Genomic DNA, 22236 nt, shown 5'->3' with positions numbered 1-22236 from the left:
GCCGGTACCGGGGCGACCCGTCCGTGGCCCGGGGCGGTGACCCGCCGGGCGTCAGGCGGCCGCCGACTTGAGCGGGGTCCCGGGGTCGCGGACCTTGGTCGGGTCCAGCGCCGTGCCGGTCTCGATCAGCCGGCGGCCCTGCGCCAGGTCGCGGGGGCGGCCGACGGCCAGCAGGGCGACCAGGGCGCCGTCCTTGAGCCAGCACACGGACCAGGACCGCTCCGCCGGGTCGCCCCGCCACAGCAGGGTGTCGGCCGCGCCGTGGTGGCCGGCGTACTGGACGAAGCGCCCGAACTGCTCGGACCAGAAGTAGGGCACCGGGTCGTACGCCTCTGCGGGCCCCCCGGCCAGGATGTTCGCGGCGACCGTGCGCGGCCCCTGGAGGGCGTTGTCCCAGTGGTGCACGAGCAGCCGGGCCCGGTAGCGGGCGGACGGGAAGGAGGCGCAGTCGCCGACCGCGTACACCCCGGGCAGCGAGGTGCGCAGGTGGGCGTCGGCGGTGACGGAGCCGTCGGGGCCGAGCTCGACGCCGGATCCGGCCAGCCAGCCGGTGGCGGGGCGGGCGCCGATGCCGACCACCACCGCGCCGGCCGGCAGGGCCCGCCCGTCCGCGAGCAGCACCCGGCCCTCCTCGATCCCGGCGACCTTGGCGCCGGTGACGAGTTCGGCGCCCGCCTCCGCGTACCACCGGGCCATGGGGGCGGCCACCTCGGCCGGCAGTGCTCCCGCCAGGACCCGGTCGGCGGCCTCGACGACGGTCACCCGGCAGCCCGCCTCCCGGGCCGCGGTGGCGAACTCGGCGCCGATCCAGCCCGCTCCGGCGACCACGACCGACGGCGCGGTCGCCAGGACGGGGCGCAGCCGCTGCGCGTCGTCCAGGGTCCGCAGCAGGTGTACGCCCGGGACACCGTCGGTGCCGGGCAGGGTCAGCGGCCGGGCGCCGGTGGCGAGGACCAGGACCCCGTACGGGACGGGTCCCGCCCCGGTGTCCAGTTCGCGTGCGGCGGCCCGCAACCCGGTGACCTCGGTGCCGAGCCGCAGTGCGATGTCCAGGGCTTCGAAGTCGACGTCGAAGGCCGAGTCCTCGGCCTTGCCGAGCAGGACCGCCTTGGACAGCGGCGGGCGGTCGTAGGGCTGGTGGGGTTCGGCGCCCAGCAGGGTCACGGGGCCGGCGAACCCGCCTTCGCGCAGGGCGACGGCGGTCTGCACACCGGCCATTCCGGCGCCGACGATGACGACGCCGCTCTCAGATGCTTCCGTCTGCTCGTTCACCCGGCCACCCTAATCACCTGATGTTCCGTCAGGAATGGGCGCCCCTTACCCGCCGTCGGCGGCGGGGTTAGTCTGGCCACCGTACCTATCGCGGGAGTCCGGGCGCACCGGGCTGAGAGGGAGGCTGGGCGGCCTCCGACCGTACGAACCTGATCCGGGTCATGCCGGCGAAGGGAGGGGCTGGACGCCCATGCACACGTCTCGGAAGGGATCCGACGTCCTCGTCATCGGGGGCGGGATCATCGGGCTCGCCACGGCCTGGCGGGCCGCCCGGCGGGGCCTGCGGACCGTACTGGCCGATCCGGCCCCCGGCGGGGGAGCCGCCCAGGTCGCGGCCGGCATGCTCGCCCCGGTCACGGAGCTGCACTACGGCGAGGAGGCCCTGCTGGGCCTCGGCCTGGACTCCGCCGCGCGCTACCCGCAGTTCGTCGCCGAGCTCGCCGCGGCGAGCGGCGGGCTGGACGTCGGCTACCGCGCCTGCGGCACCCTCGCGGTGGCCCTGGACGCCGACGACCGGCTCCACCTGCGCGAGCTGCACGCCCTCCAGCGCCGCTGCGGCCTGGACTCGCAGTGGCTCACCGGCCGCGAGTGCCGCCGCCTGGAGCCGATGCTGGCCCCGGGCGTGCGCGGCGGGCTGCGCGTGGACGGCGACCACCAGGTCGACCCCCGCCGGCTCAGCGCGGCCCTGCTGAGCGCCTGCGAGCGCGCCGGGGTGGGCGTGCACCGGACGGCCGCGGAGCGGCTGCTGGTCGCCGGGGACCGGGCGGCCGGCGCCGTGCTCGACGACGGCACGGAGCTGCGCGCGGACCAGGTGGTGCTGGCGGCGGGCTCGCTCAGCGGCCGGCTGGCGGGTGTGCCGCCGGAGGTGGCGGCGCCCGTACGCCCGGTGAAAGGACAGGTGCTGCGCCTGTCGGTGCCCCCGGCCCACGCGCCGTTCCTGTCGCGGACGGTCCGGGCCGTCGTGCGCGGCAGCCACGTCTACCTGGTGCCGCGGGAGAACGGCGAGCTGGTGATCGGCGCCACCAGCGAGGAACTCGGCTGGGACACCACGGTCACCGCGGGCGGCGTCTACGAACTCCTGCGCGACGCCCATGAACTGGTGCCGGGCATCACCGAACTCCCCCTGGTGGAGACCCGCGCGGGACTGCGCCCCGGCTCCCCCGACAACGCGCCGCTGCTCGGCCCGACCGACCTGCCGGGACTGCACCTGGCCACCGGGCACTACCGCAACGGGGTGCTGCTGGCCCCGCTCACCGGTGAGGTCATGGCGGACCTGCTGACCACCGGCGAACTGCCCGCCGTCGCCCGCCCCTTCACCCCCCGCCGGTTCTCCGCCGCACGTCAGGAGTCGTACGCATGACCATCTCCGTCAACGGGGAGCCGCGCGAGGTCGCGGCCGGCACCACGCTCGACACGGTGGTCGCCACCCTGACCGCGGCGCCCAGCGGGGTCGCCGCCGCGCTCAACGAGACCGTGGTCCCGCGCGGCCAGTGGCCGGCCACGCCGGTGGGCGAGGGTGACCGGGTCGAGGTCCTCACCGCGGTCCAGGGGGGCTGAGCCGTGGCGGACGACCTCTTCGCGCTCGGCGGCCGGACCTTCTCCTCCCGACTGATCATGGGGACGGGCGGGGCCCCGAGCCTGGACGTGCTGGAGCGGGCCCTGGTGGCCTCGGGCACGGAGCTGACGACGGTGGCGATGCGGCGGCTGGACCCGACGGTCCAGGGCTCCGTGCTGACGGTGCTCTCGAAGCTGGGCATCGCGGTCCTGCCCAACACGGCGGGCTGCTTCACGGCGGGCGAGGCCGTGCTGACGGCCCGCCTCGCCCGGGAGGCCCTGGGCACGGACTGGATCAAGCTGGAGGTGGTCGCGGACGAGCGGACCCTCCTGCCGGACGGCGTGGAACTGCTCGACGCGGCCGAGACGCTGGTGGACGAGGGCTTCACCGTCCTGCCCTACACCAACGACGACCCGGTGCTGGCCCGGAAACTGGAGGACGTGGGCTGCGCGGCGATCATGCCGCTGGGCTCGCCGATCGGTTCGGGCATGGGCATCCGCAACCCGCACAACTTCGAGCTGATCACGCAGCGGGCGGGGGTCCCGGTCATCCTGGACGCCGGCGCCGGAACGGCCTCGGACGCGGCCCTGGCCATGGAGCTCGGCTGCGCGGCGGTGATGCTCGCCTCGGCGGTGACCCGCGCCCAGGAGCCGGTGCTGATGGCCGGCGCGATGCGGGACGCCGTCTCGGCGGGCCGCCTCGCCTTCCGCGCCGGGCGCATCCCCCAGCGGCGCTTCGCCCTCGCCTCGTCCCCCGCTGCGGGCCTCCCCGCCCTGGACCCGGAACGTCCGGCGTTCTGACCTGCGGCTCCAGGGCCGGGCCGCGACGCACGTCCGGGCCTGGTGGCGGCGCCCCCGGCGACGGTGCGCGGGCGGGTGCGTCACAGGTGCGCTGCAAGGGGGCCCGCCCCCGGCGGGGGCGGGGTGGGGCGCCCATAGAATCGCGGGGTGGATACGACCCTGGATGACCCCCTCGTCGGGCGCGTGCTCGACGGCCGCTACCGCATCGACGCCCGCATCGCGGCCGGCGGCATGGCCACGGTCTACCGGGGCGTCGACACCCGCCTGGACCGCGTCCTGGCGCTGAAGGTCATGCACCCCGCCCTCGCCGCGGACGCCGCCTTCGTCGACCGGTTCATCCGGGAGGCCAAGTCGGTGGCCCGCCTCGCCCACCCCAACGTCGTCGCCGTCTTCGACCAGGGCACGGACGGGCCGTACGTCTACCTCGCCATGGAGTACGTCTCCGGCTGCACCCTGCGCGACGTGCTCCGCGAGCGCGGCGCGCTCCAGCCGCGCGCCGCGCTGGACATCCTGGAGCCCGTACTGGCCGCCCTCGGCGCCGCCCACCGGGCCGGCTTCGTCCACCGCGACATGAAGCCCGAGAACGTGCTCATCGGCGACGACGGCCGGGTCAAGGTGGCCGACTTCGGGCTGGTCCGGTCGGTGGACGCGGTGACCAGCACCACCGGCTCCGTCCTCGGCACCGTCTCCTACCTGGCCCCCGAGCAGATCGAGAACGGCGTCACCGACACCCGCGTGGACGTCTACGCCTGCGGTGTCGTCCTGTACGAGATGCTCACCGGCACCAAGCCGCACACCGGCGGCTCCCCCGCCCAGGTCCTCTACCAGCACCTCAACGAGGACGTACCGCCGCCATCGGCCACCGTCCCCGGCCTGCCCGTCGCGCTGGACGAGCTCGTCGCGCGGGCGACCGCGCGGAACCCGGAGCTGCGCCCCCACGACGCCGCCGCCCTGCTCGGCCTCACCCTCGAGACCCGCGCACAGCTCACCGACGCCGACCTGGACGCCCTGCCGCCGCAGGCGCGGGCCGGGGAGCGCACGGCCACCGAGGACCGCACGAGCGTGATCCCGCGTCCGGTCGTCGCGCACCAGCCGGTGCACCACACCTCCCGGCTGCAGAGTCCGCCGCCGCCCGCGCGGGACCCGTCGCCCGTGCGCCCGCCGCGCCGCGGCGTGCTGCTGGTCGTCGCGGGCGTCCTGCTCGCCCTCGGCCTCGGCACAGGGGTCTGGTACATCAACTCCGGCCAGTTCACCCAGGTGCCCAACCTGCTCGGGAAGACCGAGGAGCAGGCCAGATCGCAGCTCTCGGCGGCCGGGCTCGGCGTGAAGCGGGTCGAGCGGAAGTTCAGCACCGCCTTCGACCGGGGCACCGTGATGGACACCGACCCGCCGGGCGGCAAGCGGATCCGCGGCAACGGCGCTGTGACGCTCACCCTCTCCCGGGGGCCCGAGGTCGTGGCCGTACCGAACCTCAAGGGACGCCCGCTCGAGGCGGCCAAGGCGGAGCTGACGAAGGCGGGCCTGGCCCCCGGGCTGGTCACGCAGTCCTTCAGCCAGGACGTCGCACAGGGTTCGGTGATCAGTACCGACCCGGCCGGCGGCGAGAAGCGGGCCCCCGACACGGCGGTCTCCCTGATCGTCAGCAAGGGCCGCCCCGTCCCGGTGCCGAACGTGGCCGGCACCTCCTTCGAGCAGGCCCGATCCACGCTGCAAGGGCTCGGCCTGAAGGTCGCGACCGCGTCCGAGCAGGTCAACGCCCCCTCCCCGGCCGGTACGGTGGCCAACCAGTCGGTCGGCGCCGGAACCCAGGCCGCGGCCGGCGACACCGTGACGCTGACCCTCTCCAAGGGCCCCCGCCAGCTCCCCGTCCCGGACGTGACCGGGCAGGACGTGGACGCGGCCCGCAAGGCCCTGGAGGGCGCGGGTTTCGGGGTCAAGGTGGAGCGGCCGTTCCTCTCCTTCAGCAGGACCGTGGAGTCCCAGTCGGTGGCCGGGGGCCAGAACGCCCCCGAGGGCACCACGATCGTCATCCGGACCAAGGGGCTGTGAGCCGCAGTGATACGCAATCCGGTGGGCGGGCACGTGCCCGTCGCGGGCGGGCTGGCCTCGGTGGGGCTGACGTACGCCCGGGAGATGGGCGCCGAGGCCGTCCAGGTCTTCGTCGCCAATCCGCGCGGCTGGGCCACCCCGACCGGCAGTCCGGCACAGGACGAGCTGTTCCGGTCGCAGTGCGCCGAGCGGTCGATCCCGGCCTACGTGCACGCCCCGTACCTGATCAACTTCGGCTCGCACACCGAGGCGACCGTGGAGAAGTCCGTGGAGTCGCTGCGCCACTCCCTGCGCCGGGCACGGCGGATCGGTGCGCTCGGGGTGGTCGTGCACACCGGCTCGGCCACCGGGGGCCGCCCGCGTGAGGCGGCGTACGCGCAGGTCAGAGAGCACATGCTGCCGCTGCTGGATGAGCTGACGCATCAGGACGACCCGTTCCTGCTGCTGGAGTCCACGGCCGGGCAGGGCTCTTCCCTGTGCTCCCGCGCCGAGGAGTTCGGGCCGTACTTCGACGCGCTCGACCACCATCCGAAGCTGGGGATCTGCCTCGACACCTGCCACGTCTTCGCGGCGGGGCACGACCTGGCGGAGCCGGGCGGGGTGAAGCTGACGCTGGACCTGCTGGTGGACACGGTGGGCGAGGGCAGGCTGAAACTGATCCACGCGAACGACTCGAAGGAGGGGGTCGGCGCCCACAAGGACCGGCACGCGAACGTCGGCCGGGGCCACATCGGCCGCGACGCCTTCGCCGAGCTGTGCACGCACCCGGCGACGGCGGGCGTACCGCTGATCATCGAGACTCCCGGCGGCAAGGAGGGGCACGCGGCGGACGTGGCCCTGCTGAAGGAGCTGCGCGGATCCCACAGCCCGGGCTGACCTCCGTACGGCCGTCCGGGTGGTGTGCGGGCCGCTACAGCTCGGGGCCGTCCCCCGGCTCCTCCTGGTAGGAGTAGCGCTGCTCCCGCCAGGGGTCGCCGATGTTGTGGTAGCCGCGCTCCTCCCAGAAGCCCCGGCGGTCCGCGGTCATGTACTCGACGCCGCGGACCCACTTGGGGCCCTTCCAGGCGTACAGGTGCGGAACGACCAGGCGCAGGGGGAACCCGTGCTCGGCGGTCAGCAGTTCGCCGCCCTGGTGGGTGGCGAAGACGGTCCGCTCGGAGGCGAAGTCGGCCAGCCGCATGTTGGAGCTGAAGCCGTACTCGGCCCACACCATCACGTGCGTGACCTGCGGCGCGGGCGGGGCCAGGGCGAGGACCGTACGGGCCAGCACACCGCCCCATTCGGCCCCCGGCATGCTGAACTTCGTCACGCAGTGCAGGTCGGCCACGACCGATTCGAACGGCAGCGCCGCGAACTCCTCGTGGTTCCAGCAGTGCTTCTCGCCGTCGGCGGTCGCGCCGAAGACGCGGAACTCCCAGCGGTCGGGCTTGAACTTGGGTACCGGACCGTAGTGGGTGACCGGCCAGCCCCGCTGCAACCGCTGCCCCGGTGGAAGCTCCGGCTGCTCTGCTCCCGGAGATTCCCGGCTTTCCGGCTGACCCATGTCTCCATGGTGACAGACGCGGTGGGGTGGTCATGACCAGCTCCGGACCGATCCGGGCAACTCCCACTAAGGAGGCACTTACTGGACGCTCCACGGCGGCGGTGCAAGGATGCGCGCAATCCCCCGGGCCGCGGCCCGGGGAGGTATCCCAGCCCCGTCATTGATGACATTGCCTGGAAGGAGCCTCTGCGATGCAGGGCGACCCCGAGGTCCTCGAGTTTCTGAACGAGCAGCTGACCGGCGAGCTGACCGCCATCAACCAGTACTGGCTGCACTACCGCATCCAGGACAACAAGGGTTGGACCAAGCTCGCCAAGTACACGCGTGACGAGTCCATCGACGAGATGAAGCACGCGGACAAGATCACCGAGCGCATCCTCATGCTCGACGGCCTGCCGAACTACCAGCGCCTCTTCCACGTGCGCGTCGGGCAGACGATCACCGAGATGTTCCAGGCGGACCGCCAGGTCGAGGTCGAGGCCATCGACCGGCTCAAGCGGGGCATCGAGGTCATGCGGGGCAAGGGCGACATCACCTCCGCCCGCCTCTTCGAGGAGATCCTGGAGGACGAGGAGCACCACATCGACTACCTCGACACCCAGCTGGAGCTCATCGAGTCCCTGGGCGAGCCGCTGTACATCGCGCAGCTGATCGAGCAGCCGAGCTGACGGCTGCCGGACCGCAAGGCCGCGCCGCGGCGCGTCCCGGGCACAGGCTCCTCTACGCGGCTTCCGCGAGCGAGGGGGCCGGGACCGGAGCGGTCGGCACGTCCGCGGCGAGCACGGCCGCCGCGTTGCCCTTCTCCAGCAGGTCCCGGCGCGGGCAGGCACCGCGGCCGAGTATGCCCTGGATGGTGCGCACACAGGAGCCGCAGTCGGTGCCGGCCTTGGTGGCGGAGGCGATCTGGCGCGGGGTGCAGGCCCCGGCGGCCGCGTGGTCCTTGACCTGCTGGTCGGTGATCCCGAAGCAAGAGCAGACGTACACGCGGTTCACCTCCCTGAGCGGCGGACTGGTTCTGCGGAGCCACGCCGATTCGGTGAGGCTTACCTAACCGTACCGAAAGTTAGGGTCCCCTAAAAGACCCCGGTACGACGATGGGGCGCGGATCACATGGATCCGCGCCCCTCGTCGTAGGTTCCGCCTACTGGTCGCGGTACATCTCCGCGACCAGGAACGCCAGGTCCAGGGACTGGCTTCGGTTGAGCCGCGGGTCGCAGGCCGTCTCGTAGCGCTGGTGCAGGTCGTCGACGAAGATCTCGTCGCCGCCGCCCACGCACTCGGTGACGTCGTCACCGGTGAGCTCGACGTGGATGCCGCCCGGGTGGGTGCCGAGGCCCTTGTGGACCTCGAAGAAGCCCTTGACCTCGTCGAGCACGTCGTCGAAGCGGCGCGTCTTGTGGCCGGAGGCCGCCTCGAAGGTGTTGCCGTGCATCGGGTCGGTGACCCAGGCGACGGTCGCACCGGAGGCGGTGACCTTCTCGACCAGCTCGGGGAGCTTGTCGCGGACCTTGTCGGCGCCCATGCGGACGACGAAGGTCAACCGGCCCGGCTCGCGCTCGGGGTCGAGGCGGTCGATGTACGTCAGCGCCTCGTCCACCGTGGTGGTCGGGCCGAGCTTGATGCCGATCGGGTTGGCGATCTGCGAGCAGAACTCGATGTGCGCGTGGTCCAGCTGGCGGGTGCGCTCACCGATCCAGACCATGTGGCCTGAGGTGTCGTACAGCTTGCCCGTCCGCGAGTCGGTGCGGGTCAGCGCACCCTCGTAGTCGAGCAGCAGCGCCTCGTGGGAGGCGTAGAACTCGACGGCCTTGAACTCGGCCGGGTCGGTGCCGCACGCCTTCATGAAGTTCAGCGCGTTGTCGATCTCCCGCGCGAGCTGCTCGTAGCGCTGCCCGGACGGCGAGGTCTTCACGAAGTCCTGGTTCCAGGCGTGCACCTGGCGCAGATCGGCGTATCCGCCGGTGGTGAAGGCGCGCACCAGGTTCAGCGTCGAGGCCGACGCGTGGTACATGCGCTTGAGCCGCTCGGGGTCCGGGATCCGGGCCTCTTCGGTGAAGGCGAAGCCGTTGACGGAGTCGCCGCGGTAGGTCGGCAGGGTGACGCCGTCGCGGGTCTCGGTGTCCTTGGAGCGCGGCTTGGAGTACTGGCCCGCGATGCGGCCGACCTTGACGACCGGCACGGAGGCCGCGTACGTGAGGACGGCGCTCATCTGGAGCAGCGTCTTGAGCTTGGCGCGGATGTGGTCGGCGGACACGCCGTCGAAGGCCTCGGCGCAGTCGCCGCCCTGCAGGAGGAACGCCTCGCCCTTGGCGACGGCTCCCAGACGGGCGCGCAGCTGGTCGCACTCGCCCGCGAAGACGAGCGGAGGATACGACTCGAGGTCCGCGACGACAGCGCGCAGAGCCTCGGCATCGGGGTACGAAGGCTGCTGCGCCGCGGGAAGGTCTCGCCAGGTCGCCTTGGCGGCGGGGGCTTGGGTTTCAGCGTTCACGGTCACCTCGTACACATTACGGTGTCATTCGCCCCGTCCGGCCTGACGCCCACCTGATGAGACGCGGCCGACCCGGGGCGCGGGCCGCGTTCCGCGGGCCCGGACGTCCGGGCCGTCCCGGTCCTCGAGACGCCTGCGGCGCCCCGGCCGCGATCTGGGCTAGGGTGCGCTGCATGTACGCGCACACGAACCTGTCCTGGTGGTGGCCCGCTCCCGGCGGCCCACTCCTCGCGCGTACCTGAAGCACCGCACGACCGACGCGAAGGCCGCCCCGAGGGGCGGCCTTCCGCGTTCACGCGCCGGACCGGGGCCGCTCCTCCCATCCGAAGGACGCCGCTCCCGATGAATCTCGCCCGACTGCTCGACGACTCCTGCCCGCCGTTCGCCCTGCTGCGCAGGCGGACCCCCGGCCGCGACCACGACACCGTCGAGGTGCTGCTCGGCCCGGTGCACGAGGCCGCGCGCCTCGCCGACCTGCCCGTGCGCGCGCTGCCCACCCTCGCCCTGGTCCCCTTCCGGCAGATCCGGGAGCGCGGGTTCGACGTACGCGACGACGGCACGCCCCTGAGCGTGCTGGCCGCCGAGGAGGCGTACGAGGTCCCCCTGGCCGAGGCGCTGGCCGCGCTGCCCGCGCACGCCGTGCGGGTCGACGGGGGCGGCTTCGACGTCCCCGACGAGGAGTACGCGGCCGTGGTGGAGCGGGTCGTCGAGGACGAGATCGGCCGCGGCGAGGGCGCGAACTTCGTCATCCGGCGCACGTACGGGGGCCGGATCGAGGGCTTCGGCCGGGCCGACGCGCTGGCCCTGTTCCGGCGGCTGCTGGAGGGCGAGCGGGGCGCGTACTGGACGTACGTGGTGTACACCGGGGACCGCACCCTGGTCGGCGCCAGCCCCGAGGTGCACGTGCGGATGTCCGGCCGGACCGTCGTGATGAACCCGATCAGCGGCACCTACCGGTACCCGGCCGAAGGCCCTTCGGCCGAGTCGCTCCTCGCCTTCCTCGGCGACCGCAAGGAGACCGAGGAGCTGTCGATGGTGGTCGACGAGGAGCTGAAGATGATGTGCACCGTCGGCGACGGGGGCGGAGTCGTCGTCGGCCCTCGGCTGAAGGAGATGTCCCACCTCGCCCACACCGAGTACGAGCTGCGCGGCATCTCCTCCCTGGACGTGCGGGAGGTGCTGCGGGAGACGATGTTCGCCGCGACGGTGACCGGCTCCCCGGTCCAGAACGCCTGCCGGGTCATCGAGCGCTACGAGGCCGGGGGCCGCGGCTACTACGCGGGGGCGCTGGCCCTGCTCGGCCTGGACGCGGCGGGCGCCCAGAGCCTGGACTCCCCCATCCTGATCCGCACGGCCGACATCGACGCCGACGGGACGCTGCGGGTACCCGTCGGCGCCACCCTCGTACGGCACTCCGATCCGGCGGCCGAGGTGGCGGAGACCCACGCGAAGGCCGCCGGGGTGCTGGCGGCGCTGGGGGTGCGGCCGGCGGCGCCCCGACCGGCCTTCGAGGGGACCCGCCTGGCGGACGACCCCCGGGTGCGGGCGGCTCTCGCCGCCCGGCGCGCGGACCTCGCCCCGTTCTGGCTGCGCCTGCAGGAGCGGCCGGCCACGCCGGCCGGCCACGCGCTCGTCGTGGACGGCGAGGACACCTTCACCGCGATGCTGGCGCACGTCCTGCGGGTGGCCGGGCTGGAGGTGACCGTACGCCGCTACGACGATCCGGGCCTGCGGGCGGCGGCCCTGGCCTGGGAGGGCCCGGTCGTCCTCGGACCCGGCCCGGGGAACCCGGCGGACACGGCCGACCCGAAGATGCGGCTGCTGCGCGGGCTCACGGCCGAGCTGCTGGCCGGGCACCGCGGCGGGCTGCTCGGGGTCTGCCTGGGCCACGAGCTGCTGGCGGCGGAGCTGGGACTCCCGCTGGTCCGCAAGGCCGAGCCGGCGCAGGGGGCGCAGACGCGCATCGACCTGTTCGGGACGCCGGAGGTGGTCGGCTTCTACAACACCTACACCGCGCGCTGCGAGCCCGGCGGCGAGCCCGCCGGGGTGGAGGTCGCCCGCGATCCGGCGACCGGCGAGGTCCACGCGCTGCGCTGCGCGGCCGGCCGGTTCGCGGGGGTCCAGTTCCACCCGGAGTCCGTGCTCACCCTGCGCGGCGCGGATCTGCTGCGCGAGCTCCTGACGGGCGTCACAGCCCCGGTCTGACCACCGGGCGGTCCGCCGCGCGGGGCCGGGACCGGGGCCGGCGCCCGGCCGCGCGGCACCGGAGCGGCGGACCGTTCGGCGCGGGCTACGGCGCCGGGACGAGCGTGTTCTGCGAGCGGCGGCCGGCCAGGTAGTCGGCGACGTTGGCGACGGTGGCGTCGATGATCTGGCCCACCGCGTCGGTGGTGTAGTACGCCTGGTGCGAGGTCACCACCACGTTCGGGAAGGTCACGAGCCGGGCCAGGGTGTCGTCCTCGACGGCCTCCAGGGACTTGTCCAGGAAGAACACCCCGGCCTCGGCCTCGTACACGTCGAGGCCGACCCCCGCGAACCGCCCCGCCCGCAGCGCCCCGACCAGCGCGTCGGTGTCGATGAGCCCGCCGCGGCTGGAGTTCACCAGGATCGCGTCGTCGCGCATCAGCCGCAGCGCCGCCGCGTCGAGGAGGTGGTGGGTGGCCGCCAGCAGCGGCACGTGCAGGCTGACCAGGTCCGAGGAGGCGAGCAGCTCGTCCTTGTCCACGTACTTCATGCCGAGCTCCACGCACGCCGGGTTCTGCGCGACGTCCCAGCCCAGCAGGTTCATCCCGAAGCCGTGCGCGATCCGGGTGAACGCCTCGCCGATCCTGCCGGTGCCGAGCACGCCCACCGTACGGCCGCGCAGGTCCCGGCCCATCAGCCCGTTCAGCCGGAAGTCGAAGTCCCTGGTCCGGTTCGAGGCCCGGACGATCCGCCGGTTCACGGCCATCGCCAGGGTCCAGGCGAACTCGGCGACCGAGTAGGGGGAGTAGGAGGAGACCCGGCTGACCGTCATGCCCAGCTCCCGGGCCACGTCCAGATCGATGTTGTTGAAGCCCGTGGAGCGCTGGGCGATCATCCTCGTCCCGCCCGCCGCCAGGGTCCGCAGCACCCTGCCGTCGAGGTCCGCGTTCACGCTGCAGGAGACGATCTCGTACCCGGCCGCGATGGGCGCGGTGTCCTCGCTCATGAAGACGTCGAGGCAGCGCACCTCGTGCTGTCCGGCGAAGGCACGCTCCAGGAGCGGTCTCTCGTCGGCGGTCACACCGAATGCCAGGATCTCCACGCCGGCTCCCGAACCTCGTACCCATGGGTCGTTCGTCACCCTACGGCCCATGGGTGGGCCTCGCCCCGCGCCTCGCGGCTCGGGGCTCGGGGACCCCTTCCGCTCAGCCGAAGAAGACCCCGACCTCCCGGTACAGCTCCGGGTCCACCGTCTTCAGCCTCGCCGTGGCCTCGGCGATGGGCACGCGCACGATGTCCGTGCCCTTCAGCGCGACCATCTTGCCGAAGTCCCCGTCGCGGACCGCGTCGATCGCGTGCAGTCCGAAGCGGGTCGCCAGCCACCGGTCGAAGGCGCTCGGCGTACCGCCCCGCTGGATGTGCCCGAGCACCGTCGTGCGGGCCTCCTTGCCGGTCCGCGCCTCGATCTCCTTCGCCAGCCACTCGCCGACGCCCGACAGGCGGACGTGGCCGAAGGAGTCCCGGGTGGCGTCCTTGAGGACCAGCTCCCCGTCCTTGGGCATCGCGCCCTCCGCGACGACCACGATCGGGGCGTAGCTCGCCTTGAACCGGGAGGTCACCCAGGCGCACACCTGGTCGACGTCGAAGCGCTGCTCCGGGATGAGGATCACGTTGGCGCCGCCGGCGAGCCCCGAGTGCAGGGCGATCCACCCGGCGTGCCGGCCCATCACCTCGACGACCAGGACCCGCATGTGGGACTCGGCCGTGGTGTGCAGCCGGTCGATGGCCTCGGTCGCGATGCCGACGGCGGTGTCGAAGCCGAAGGTGTAGTCCGTCGCGGACAGGTCGTTGTCGATGGTCTTCGGCACGCCCACGCAGGGGATGCCGTACTCCTCGTACAGCTTGGCCGCGACCCCGAGGGTGTCCTCGCCGCCGATCGCGACCAGGGCGTCGACCTCGAACTTGGCGAGGTTCTCCTTGATGCCGCGGACACCGTTCTCCGCCGTGAACGGATTGGTGCGCGAGGACCCGAGGATGGTGCCGCCCCGGGGCAGGATCCCGCGGACGGCCGGGATGTCGAGAGGGACCGTGGCCCCCTCGACCACGCCGCGCCAGCCGTCCTTGAACCCGACGAACCCGTATCCGTACTCCTGCTCGCCCTTGCGGACGACCGCCCTGATCACCGCGTTGAGTCCCGGGCAGTCTCCGCCGCCGGTCAGCACTCCGACCTTCATTGCCTCTCCCTTCGTCATGACGGCCACGCTAGTGGTGACCCAGGTCACAGCGAGAGGTCCGGAAGAGTCAATTCGGACGGAAGAAAGGGGCGTTGCGTACCGCCGTTCACCCGGACGGCGACATAAGTACGACCGGCGCCCTACGCGTCGTCGAGGCCGCGTTCGATCGCGTACCGCACGAGCTCGACGCGGTTGTGCAGCTGGAGTTTCCCCAGGGTGTTCTGGACGTGGTTCTGCACCGTGCGGTGGGAGATGACCAGGCGCTCCGCGATCTGCTTGTAGGAGAGCCCCTTGGCCACCAGCCGCAGCACCTCGGTCTCCCGGTCGGTCAGCCGGGGCGCGGCCGCCTCGTCGGAGGCGGCCGGCGCCGGGTCGGTGGCGAGCCGCCGGTACTCGCCGAGCACCAGCCCGGCCAGGCCCGGGGTGAACACCGGGTCGCCGGCCGCCGTGCGGCGGACCGCGTCGATCAGCTCCTGGGCGCCGGCGGACTTGAGCAGGTAGCCGGTCGCACCGGACTTCACGGCCTCTAGGACGTCCGCGTGCTCGCCACTGGCCGACAGGACCAGCACCCGCAGCGCGGGGTCGGCGCCCACCAGCTCCTTGCACACCTGGACCCCGGGCATGCCGGGCAGGTTGAGGTCGAGGACCAGGACGTGGGGGGTGACGGCGCGGGCCCGGCGCACCGCCTCGGGGCCGTCGCCGGCGGTGGCCACCAGGTCGAAGCCGGCGGCGGCCAGGTCGCGGGCGACCGCGTCCCGCCACATCGGATGGTCGTCCACGACCATCACCTTGATCTCGTGCAGCTCGCTCACTTACGTCCTCCCCCTCGGTACTTTCAGTTCCACTTCGGTGCCCTGCCCGGGGACGGACACCAGCTCGGCGCTGCCGCCGAGGTCACGCAGCCGGCCGCGGATGGACAGGGCCACTCCCATCCGCCCCTCGCCCTCGGCCGTCTCGAGCCTGCCCGCCGGAATGCCCGGGCCGTCGTCCCGGACGGTCACGATCACCTCGTCGCCCCAGTCCTCCAGCAGGATCCAGGCCCTGGCCCCGTCCCCGGCGTGCCGGCGCACGTTGTCGAGGGCGGCGCCGACGGCGGCGGCCAACTCCCTGGCCGCGGGCACCGGCAGCGGCACCGCGGTGCCCGGCTCGGCGAAGCTCACCCGGGATCCGGCGTGCGGGGCGAGCAGCGTCCGCAGGTCCAGCTCGCCCTCGTCGGCACCCGGCTCCTCCACCTCGTACGCGTCGACCAGCGCGCCCCGCGACCCGTCGCGGGAGATCCGGGAGGGCCGCACCAGCCCGCTGCTGACCAGCGTGCGCAGCGCCACCTCCTGCTCCCCGGCCATCCGCCCCAACTCCGCCGCTTCGCCGCCCATTTCGCTGCCGCGCCGCTGGACCATGGCGAGGACCTGGAGGACCCCGTCGTGGATGTCGCGGGCGAGGCGCTCGCGTTCGCGGGTGGCCGCCTCGATCTCCAGGGCGCGGGCGAGCGTGGCCTCGCTGGCCCGGGCCACCTCGACGACGTAGCCGATGGCCACGGAGGCGACCCAGACGAGCAGGACGTTGTGCAGGGCGTCCCGGGTGGGCTCGCCGCCGTGGACGGCCGTGTTGGCCAGGGCGACGAAGGTGGAGGCGACGCACGCCCAGCGCCAGCCGCCCTTGATGGCGAAGGCGAGGACCGAACCGGCCGTCCAGATGCTCGGCAGCGTGGGGCCGCCGGCCGCGATCCGCTCGTGGGCGTCGGCGAGCGGGGTCAGCAGGATCCCCACCAGGGCGACGGCCAGGTCGGCGCCGAGGAACCGCTTGGTGCAGCTCGCCGCGTTCGCCACCTTGCGGTGCGTGGCCACGGTCCACACCGCGAGCACGGCGAGGTAGCCGGCCGCGACCCCGGGGCGGGGGAACCTCTCGTACGCGGCGCCGAACAGCACCACGGCATAGGCCATGGTCAGCAGCCGGTAGGCGGTCAGGGCGCGCCAGAGCGGCTGCTCGACCGACATGCGGACGACGCGTTCGCGTTGTGCCATCTCCCCCACCCCCCGCGGGCGGTGCGCCCGTCGCTACTCCGCCGTACCGCCGGCCTTCTCGGCCTGCTCGGCCTTCTCCGCCTTCTCGGCCCTGGCGGCGGCCTTCTCGGCGTCGGCGATCTGGCGCTTGGCCGCCGTCGCGTAGATGTCCACGTACTCCTGGCCGGACAGCTTCATGATCTCGTACATGACCTCGTCGGTCACCGAGCGGAGGATGAAGCGGTCGCCGTCCATGCCGTGGTAGCGGCTGAAGTCCAGCGGCTTGCCGATCCGGATGCCCGGCCGCATCAGCTTGGGGACCACCTTGCCGGGCGGCTGGATCTTCTCGGTGTCGATCATCGCCACGGGGATCACGGGGGCACCGGTGGCCAGGGCCACGCGGGCCAGTCCGCCGGGCTTGCCGCGGTAGAGCCGGCCGTCGGGTGAACGCGTCCCCTCGGGGTAGATACCGAACAGCTCCCCCCGCTCGATGACCCCGATGCCGCTCCTGACGGCGGCCTCGCCGGCTCCGCGCGCGCCGGAGCGGTCCACCGGGAGCTGGCCGACGCCCTTGAAGAACGCGGCCGTCAGCTTGCCCTTGACGCCCGGGGAGGTGAAGTACTCCGCCTTCGCGATGAAGGTGACCTTCCGGTCCAGTACGGCCGGGAGGAAGAAGGAGTCCGAGAAGGACAGGTGGTTGCTCGCGAGGATCGCCGGCCCCTCCGCGGGAATGTTCTCGAGGCCCTCCACCCACGGCCTGAAGGCGAGCTTCAGGGTCCCGCCGATGGAGAACTTCATTGCGCCGTAGATCAACTCGAAAGCCTTCCTGTGTCTGTCGAACAGACCATATCCCCTGGCTCTCCCGGCAGCGGCCCGACGACCCTGGTCGGTGTCACCCCGGTCGCGTACGGTGAAGTCACACAGAGCAACGCACCCACCTGATGTACATCATGATCAAGGAGACCCTGGTGCCCGTCCTCCCTGGAGCCGAGCCGTTCCGCCACGAGGGCGGAGAGGTCGGCGTCCTTCTCTGCCACGGTTTCACCGGTTCCCCGCAGTCGCTGCGCCCCTGGGCCGAGTACCTGGCCGGGCGGGGGCTCACGGTGTCGCTGCCTCTGCTGCCCGGGCACGGCACGCGCTGGCAGGACATGCAGCTCACGGGCTGGCAGGACTGGTACGCGGAGGTGGACCGCGCCCTGCGGGAGCTGCTGGACCGGTGCACGCGGGTGTTCGTCTTCGGACTGTCGATGGGCGGTGCGCTGACCCTGCGGCTGGCGGCCAAGCACGGGGACGCCGTCAGCGGCATCGTCCTGGTCAACCCGGCCAACAAGGTGCACGATCCCCTGGCCTTCGCCCTTCCGGTGGCCCAGCACTTCGTCCGCTCGACGGCCGGCATCACCAGCGACATCGCGAAGCCGGGGGCGGTGGAGGTCGGCTACGACCGGGTCCCGACGCGTGCCGCGCATTCGCTGCGCAGGTTCTTCAAGCTGGTGGACACCGAGCTGCCGCAGGTCACGCAGCCCGTGCTGCTGCTGCACAGCCCGCAGGACCACGTCGTGCCGCCGGCCGACTCGGCGCGGATCCTGGCGCGGATCTCGTCCACGGACGTCACCGAGACCCTGCTGGAACAGAGCTACCACGTCGCGACGTTGGACCATGACGCGGAGCGGATCTTCGCGGACAGCTATGCGTTCGTCGGCCGACTGGCGGAGAGCGTGGGCAGGGAGGGGGCGCAGGCGGGTGGCTGAGCACGAGGAGCAGTCGGGCGGGGTTCCGCCGCTGGACGAGGAAGCGGCATGGGCGGCGATCGTCGCCGGGTACGGGCAGGAGCCGCCGGACCCGCCGGGGTCCCGGCCGTTCAAGCCGATCGAGAACCTTCTGCTGCCGGAGGAGGACGTGAAGCCGTTGCCGACGGAGCCGGAGCCGCGGCCCGAGGCGGCGTCGAAGCCCGAGGCGCTGAAGCCGGAGGCGGCGAAGCCCGAGCCGGAGTCGAAGCCCGCGGCCGAGCCCGCGCCGGATCCGGAGCCCCCGGCGGCGCTGGGCAGCTCGGTTGTCTTCGCCCCGGGCGTCGGCGCGGGCCCGCGTGACCACGCGCTCGCGGAACCGACGGACGAAGGCCACTTCGTGCCGCCGGAGCCGGAGCTCCCCGAGGCGGACACCACGTCGAAGTTCGCCTGGCTGGCGGTGGTCGGCGGTCCGGTGCTGCTGCTCCTGGCGGTGCTGTTCCAGTGGGAGATGACCTGGTGGCTGACGACACTGGGCGTCGGCGGCTTCCTGGGCGGCTTCGCGACACTGGTCGGGCGCATGTCCCAGGGCGACGACGACGAGGACGACGAACCGGGCCGCGGCGCGGTGGTCTAGCCCACACCCCCTGACACCGACGGGCACCCCCGCTTCGGGGGCGCAGCCCCGCCGACGGCCGGGCCCGCACCCCAGCCCCGCCGACGGCGGAGCCCGCACCCCAGCCCCGCCGGCGTTTGAGGCGCGGGGGCTCGGGGGCGGAGCCCCAGACACGGCGGGGCAGCCGGCGGGGCTACCGCGCAGCGGGAAGGCGGAGGACCGCCAGGACCGGCAGGTGGTCCGTGGCCGCCGCCAGATCCCCGGCGCTCACGCCCGCCACCCCGGCTGGGACCCCGCAGGCCAGCACCTCCACCCCCTTCGTCGCGAACACCGCGTCGATGCGCCGCTCCGGCGCCGCCGCCGGGAACGTCCGCTCCCCACCCCAGGGGGCGACCGACCAGCAGTCCTGCAGGGTTCCCGCGAGCTCTCCGAACGCCCCGCCGTCGGGGCCCTCGTTGAGGTCACCGGCGACGATCGCGTACGGCACGTCCATGTCCCCCACCCGCTCCAGGAGGAGACCGGCCTGGACCCGGCGCTCCGCCCGGTCCAGGGACAGGTGCGCGCAGACCAGGCCCGCCCGGACCCCGCCGATCCGGACGACCGCCGTCGCGAAGCCACGCCGGTGCAGGCCCGGGGTGCGCGGCAGCAGTACGTCCTCGGTGCGCTCCACGAACGCCCGCAGCGAGCACATCAGCAGCGGCCCGGCCGCCGTGGCACCCCCGCCCAGCACCACCAGGTCGCACTTCGCGGCCAGTCTCGCCGCGTGCTTGCGCCAGCGGAAGAACCGCGGCGCCTCCTGCACGAACACGAGGTCCGGCGCGCAGGCCCGGATGACCCGGGCCAGCGCCTCCTCGTCGTCGCGCATCGAGCGGATGTTGTAGCTGAGCACCCGGATCACGGCGGACCCGTCGGACTCCGTACGGGACTTCGGCAGCTGGTCCATGACCGGCAAGATATGACGCCGCCCGCCGCTCCCCCAAGGGGCGCGGCGGGCGGTCGCCCACGAGCTGTGCGGGTCAGCCCTGGCGCGCCAGGTCCGCCGCGCCCACGAGCCCGGCCTTGCCGCCCAGCTGCGCGGCGAGCACCTGCGCGTGCGGCCGCCAGGCACCGCCGACGAGCCAGCGCTTGAAGGACTTGCGGATCGGGTCGAGGACGAGGTCGCCCTCGTCCGAGACCCCGCCGCCGACGATGAACGCCGACGGGTCGAAGAGGGACGCGAGGTCGGCCAGCCCCGCACCGGCCCAGCGGGCCAGCTCGCGGAAGGCGTCGATGGCGACCAGGTCACCCGCGCGCGCGGCCTCGCTGATGTGCTTGCCCTCGATGCCGTCGGCGGTGCCGTCGCCCAGCGAGAGCAGCACGGCCGCGTTCTCGGGGGTGGCGTTGGCGCGCTGCTTCGCGTACCGGACGAGCGCGCGCCCGGAGGCGTACTGCTCCCAGCAGCCCTGGCTGCCGCATCCGCACAGCAGGCCGTCGGGGACGACCCGGATGTGGCCGAACTCGGCGGCCACGCCGAAGCGCCCGCGCCGCAGCTTGTTGCCGATGATGATGCCGCCGCCGAGGCCGGTGCCGAGCGTGATGCAGATGACGTCGTCGTGGCCCTGGCCGGCGCCGAAGCGGTACTCGCCCCAGGCGGCGCAGTTCGCGTCGTTCTCGACGACGACCGGCAGGCCGATGCGCTGCTCGACCTTGTCCTTGAGCGGTTCGTGCCGCCAGTTGATGTTGGGGGCGAAGAGCACGGTGGCGCGCTTGTCGTCCACGTAACCCGCGGCGCCGATGCCGACGGCCTCGATGCTGTGGTTGCTGCTGACTTCGGAGACGGCGGCGCAGATGGCCTCCGTCACCCCGTCCGCGGTCGGCGGGGTGGGCACCTTGTACGTGTCAAGGATCGTGCCCTCTTCGTCGACCACGCCGGCCGCGATCTTCGTGCCGCCGATGTCGACGCCGATGGTGAGTCCCATTAGTCCCTCGGTTTCCGGTCAAACCCCGCCACGGCCCACCGTACCCGAGGGCGGCCGGGGTTCAGTCGAGATCGATCCGCTCGGCCGGGCCCTCGGCGGGGCCGTCGTCGCGCGGATCGCGCCCGGCGGGCGCCTGCCGGGGGGCCGGGGCCTCGCCCTGCGTCCAGCGGCGTTCGTGGCCCTCGACGGCCGAGCGGTAGGCGGCGAGCAGCTCGGACCCGGCGGCCGCGAGGTGGTCGAAGACCTCCGGGTTGCGCTCGACGACGGGCTTGGCGGCGGTCTTCGCCTGGTTGACGAACTGGCGCACCGCGCCCTGTGCCGCGCCGGCGATGAGCGGGTTGTTCAGCCCCGAGACCTTGTCGGCGACAGCCTCGAAGAGTCTGAACAGCTCCTCGGCGGCGGTTCCGGTGGCCCGGCCCCCCGTCCCCTGCTGCCCGCGCAGGCGCTCCTTCTCGGCGGCGAGGTCCTCGGCGCAGGCTTTGGCCCAGGCGTCGTCGTCGGTGGGTCGGTCGGTGGCCTCGCTCATGGCGGACTCTCCTGCGGCGGCTGCGGTGCGTGGCGTTATGGCTACCTTCGACGGTACCCGAACGGCGTACGCGGATCAGGACGTGCGGGGCCACAGTCCCGGGTCGGGGGTGAAGCGGATGCGCAGGCCGCCTTCGGCCAGTGCGGCGCCCGAGACGGCGCAGCGGCGCAGCGCTGCGGGCAGCGGAACGATCCTGCGGTACGGGCCGACGGTGAGCAGCAGCTCGTCGCCCCGGCGGACCAGGTCGAGCTCGCGCTTGTGCGCGCCGGGCAGCGGTACCACCCAGACGAGCACCCCGTCCTCGGCGAGCCGGTCCTCCACCGTCCAGGCCCCGCGGGGTGCGGGCGGCCGCGGGAGGAGTCCGTCGACGGCGGCGAGCGGTCCCAGGTCCTGCGGGCCGCGCGGATCGTGGCCGAGGTGGTCGAGCCGGACCACGGGAAGTTCCCCGGCCCACTGGGAGGCGTACTTCTCCTGCTGAGCGGCGAGCCCGGCCAGCCAGGGGTCGGCGGAGCCGCCGGGGAGCAGGCGGTTGGCGACGACGTCGGCGACGGGCAGCTGGTGGAGGGCGAGCCCGAGGCGCCCCGCCCGGAGCGCGTCGGCGGCCGCCGGTCCCGGTTCGGCGACCAGCCGGACCCCGGTGGTGTCCGCCTCCATGACCTCCTGGACCGCGGCGAGCTCCTCGTCCCACCGGGCGGCGGCCTCGTAGAGCCACTGCGCGGGCATGGGCACGCCCGCGAGCTGGGCGAGGACGGGCCGCAGGGCGCGGGCGGCCTGCCGCTGCGCGGGGAGTAGCCGGGCGAGGTAGCGGCGCAGCTGGGCGGGGAGGGCGAGGGTGGCCAGGGCCTGGTGGAGCGGGGGCAGGTCGACGACGACGAGGTCGCACCCGGGTGCGGAGGCGGCCCGGCGCAGGGCGCGCAGCAGGGCGAACTGCTCGGCGCCGGGCAGCTCGGTGAGCTCCTCGGCGCCCAGCGGCCTGGCGCCGAGCATGCCGAGGAGGGCGGATCCGCGTTCCTGGAGGGCGACGAGCTCCGCGCGGAACTCCTCGCCGGAGTCCACCCGGGCCACCCGGAACCCGCCGTCCACCGGGACGGCCGGGAGTCCGGGGGCGGCCTCGGCCGGCTCCCCGACGGGCTCCCCGGTGAGCGCCGAGAGGGGGTCCAGGGCGTCGCCGGACAGCAGCAGCACCCGCCGCCCCTGCCGGGCCGCGGCGAGGGCGGTGGCCGCGGCCACGGTGGTCCGTCCGGCCCCGCCGGGGCCGGTGATCAGCAGGATGTGCACGGTTCG

22 protein-coding genes and 1 riboswitch are annotated in these 22236 nt (G+C 73.5%); of the genes, 9 read left to right on the top strand and 13 right to left on the bottom strand.

What is annotated here, in order from left to right:
- Positions 1-51: 51 nt before the first annotated feature.
- Positions 52-1272: an NAD(P)/FAD-dependent oxidoreductase gene (locus AC07FY_RS02850; RefSeq protein ID WP_478999442.1), complete on the bottom strand. Its 1221-nt coding sequence runs from the start codon at positions 1270-1272 to the stop codon at positions 52-54.
- A gap of 80 nt (positions 1273-1352) precedes the next feature.
- A riboswitch (TPP riboswitch) is annotated at positions 1353-1465 on the top strand.
- On the opposite strand from AC07FY_RS02850, the gene thiO reads away from it, so the two are divergent.
- The 5 genes from thiO to AC07FY_RS02825 all read left to right on the top strand — a co-directional run bounded on the left by thiO (position 1463) and on the right by AC07FY_RS02825 (position 6552).
- On the top strand, positions 1463-2632 hold the full coding sequence (gene thiO / locus AC07FY_RS02845) for a glycine oxidase ThiO (protein ID WP_478999440.1): 1170 nt from the start codon (positions 1463-1465) through the stop codon (positions 2630-2632). Its footprint overlaps the riboswitch before it by 3 nt.
- Positions 2629-2829 (top strand): sulfur carrier protein ThiS, encoded by a 201-nt coding sequence (gene thiS / locus AC07FY_RS02840; RefSeq protein ID WP_384541019.1) that lies wholly within the window; start codon positions 2629-2631, stop codon positions 2827-2829. Before thiO ends, thiS begins: the two co-directional genes overlap by 4 nt.
- 3 nt (positions 2830-2832) lie before the next feature.
- Positions 2833-3627: a thiazole synthase gene (locus tag AC07FY_RS02835; protein ID WP_478999438.1), complete on the top strand. Its 795-nt coding sequence runs from the start codon at positions 2833-2835 to the stop codon at positions 3625-3627.
- Positions 3628-3774: 147 nt separating this feature from the next.
- Positions 3775-5676: a Stk1 family PASTA domain-containing Ser/Thr kinase gene (gene pknB / locus AC07FY_RS02830; protein ID WP_478999436.1), complete on the top strand. Its 1902-nt coding sequence runs from the start codon at positions 3775-3777 to the stop codon at positions 5674-5676.
- 9 nt (positions 5677-5685) lie between these two features.
- Positions 5686-6552, top strand: coding sequence for a deoxyribonuclease IV (locus AC07FY_RS02825; RefSeq protein ID WP_478999886.1), 867 nt, complete (start codon positions 5686-5688; stop codon positions 6550-6552).
- Positions 6553-6586: 34 nt separating this feature from the next.
- On the opposite strand, the gene AC07FY_RS02820 is transcribed toward AC07FY_RS02825, so the two are convergent.
- Positions 6587-7219, bottom strand: coding sequence for a sulfite oxidase-like oxidoreductase (locus AC07FY_RS02820; protein ID WP_478999434.1), 633 nt, complete (start codon positions 7217-7219; stop codon positions 6587-6589).
- Positions 7220-7410: 191 nt separating this feature from the next.
- On the opposite strand from AC07FY_RS02820, the gene bfr reads away from it, so the two are divergent.
- Positions 7411-7887, top strand: a complete 477-nt coding sequence (gene bfr, locus AC07FY_RS02815) for a bacterioferritin (protein WP_478999432.1) — start codon at positions 7411-7413, stop codon at positions 7885-7887.
- A 52-nt stretch (positions 7888-7939) separates the two neighbouring features.
- Here the strand turns inward: bfr and AC07FY_RS02810 are convergent, their stop codons facing one another.
- Both AC07FY_RS02810 and AC07FY_RS02805 read right to left on the bottom strand, forming a co-directional pair.
- The gene (locus AC07FY_RS02810) at positions 7940-8212 is read right to left on the bottom strand and encodes a (2Fe-2S)-binding protein (RefSeq protein WP_478999430.1); all 273 of its coding nucleotides are present in this window, start codon (positions 8210-8212) and stop codon (positions 7940-7942) included.
- 148 nt (positions 8213-8360) lie between these two features.
- Positions 8361-9725 carry a class II 3-deoxy-7-phosphoheptulonate synthase gene (locus AC07FY_RS02805; RefSeq protein ID WP_478999428.1) on the bottom strand — a complete coding sequence of 455 codons (1365 nt, stop codon included), beginning with the start codon at positions 9723-9725 and terminating at the stop codon, positions 8361-8363.
- Positions 9726-10052: 327 nt separating this feature from the next.
- Between AC07FY_RS02805 and AC07FY_RS02800 the strand changes: the two genes are divergently transcribed.
- Entirely contained in the window at positions 10053-11915 is a 1863-nt protein-coding gene (locus AC07FY_RS02800) for an anthranilate synthase family protein (RefSeq protein ID WP_478999426.1), read from the top strand.
- Between the two features lie 85 nt (positions 11916-12000).
- Here AC07FY_RS02800 and AC07FY_RS02795 read toward each other — a convergent pair whose 3' ends face one another.
- The 5 genes from AC07FY_RS02795 to AC07FY_RS02775 form a co-directional block, all read right to left on the bottom strand.
- Complete coding sequence (locus tag AC07FY_RS02795; protein WP_478999424.1) at positions 12001-12996, bottom strand: 2-hydroxyacid dehydrogenase; 996 nt, start codon at positions 12994-12996, stop codon at positions 12001-12003.
- Between the two features lie 103 nt (positions 12997-13099).
- Positions 13100-14128: a 6-phosphofructokinase gene (locus AC07FY_RS02790; protein WP_478999883.1), complete on the bottom strand. Its 1029-nt coding sequence runs from the start codon at positions 14126-14128 to the stop codon at positions 13100-13102.
- A 140-nt stretch (positions 14129-14268) separates the two neighbouring features.
- Positions 14269-14913, bottom strand: coding sequence for a response regulator (locus tag AC07FY_RS02785; protein WP_478999881.1), 645 nt, complete (start codon positions 14911-14913; stop codon positions 14269-14271).
- A 27-nt stretch (positions 14914-14940) separates the two neighbouring features.
- Positions 14941-16149 (bottom strand): MacS family sensor histidine kinase, encoded by a 1209-nt coding sequence (macS, locus tag AC07FY_RS02780; RefSeq protein ID WP_478999422.1) that lies wholly within the window; start codon positions 16147-16149, stop codon positions 14941-14943.
- Positions 16150-16182: 33 nt separating this feature from the next.
- Entirely contained in the window at positions 16183-16926 is a 744-nt protein-coding gene (locus AC07FY_RS02775; protein ID WP_478999878.1) for a lysophospholipid acyltransferase family protein, read from the bottom strand.
- Positions 16927-17096: 170 nt separating this feature from the next.
- Here AC07FY_RS02775 and AC07FY_RS02770 point away from each other — a divergent pair, with 170 nt between their 5' ends.
- Together AC07FY_RS02770 and AC07FY_RS02765 are read left to right on the top strand one after the other, a co-directional pair.
- Positions 17097-17876 (top strand): alpha/beta hydrolase, encoded by a 780-nt coding sequence (locus tag AC07FY_RS02770; RefSeq protein ID WP_478999875.1) that lies wholly within the window; start codon positions 17097-17099, stop codon positions 17874-17876.
- A complete protein-coding gene (locus AC07FY_RS02765) occupies positions 17869-18489 on the top strand; it encodes a hypothetical protein (RefSeq protein ID WP_478999420.1) in 621 nt (206 codons plus the stop codon). Before AC07FY_RS02770 ends, AC07FY_RS02765 begins: the two co-directional genes overlap by 8 nt.
- 172 nt (positions 18490-18661) lie before the next feature.
- Here the strand turns inward: AC07FY_RS02765 and AC07FY_RS02760 are convergent, their stop codons facing one another.
- The 4 genes from AC07FY_RS02760 to AC07FY_RS02745 form a co-directional block, all read right to left on the bottom strand.
- Positions 18662-19411: an endonuclease/exonuclease/phosphatase family protein gene (locus AC07FY_RS02760; protein WP_478999419.1), complete on the bottom strand. Its 750-nt coding sequence runs from the start codon at positions 19409-19411 to the stop codon at positions 18662-18664.
- Positions 19412-19484: 73 nt separating this feature from the next.
- A complete protein-coding gene (locus AC07FY_RS02755; RefSeq protein WP_478999418.1) occupies positions 19485-20426 on the bottom strand; it encodes an ROK family glucokinase in 942 nt (313 codons plus the stop codon).
- A 61-nt stretch (positions 20427-20487) separates the two neighbouring features.
- The gene (locus tag AC07FY_RS02750; RefSeq protein ID WP_478999416.1) at positions 20488-20952 is read right to left on the bottom strand and encodes a DUF5304 domain-containing protein; all 465 of its coding nucleotides are present in this window, start codon (positions 20950-20952) and stop codon (positions 20488-20490) included.
- A gap of 75 nt (positions 20953-21027) precedes the next feature.
- Entirely contained in the window at positions 21028-22230 is a 1203-nt protein-coding gene (locus tag AC07FY_RS02745) for an ArsA family ATPase (RefSeq protein WP_478999414.1), read from the bottom strand.
- Positions 22231-22236: the final 6 nt, after the last annotated feature.

The organism is Streptomyces sp. NPDC045967, from assembly GCF_056430495.1.
This window is presented reverse-complemented; position numbering and strand designations above follow the sequence as displayed.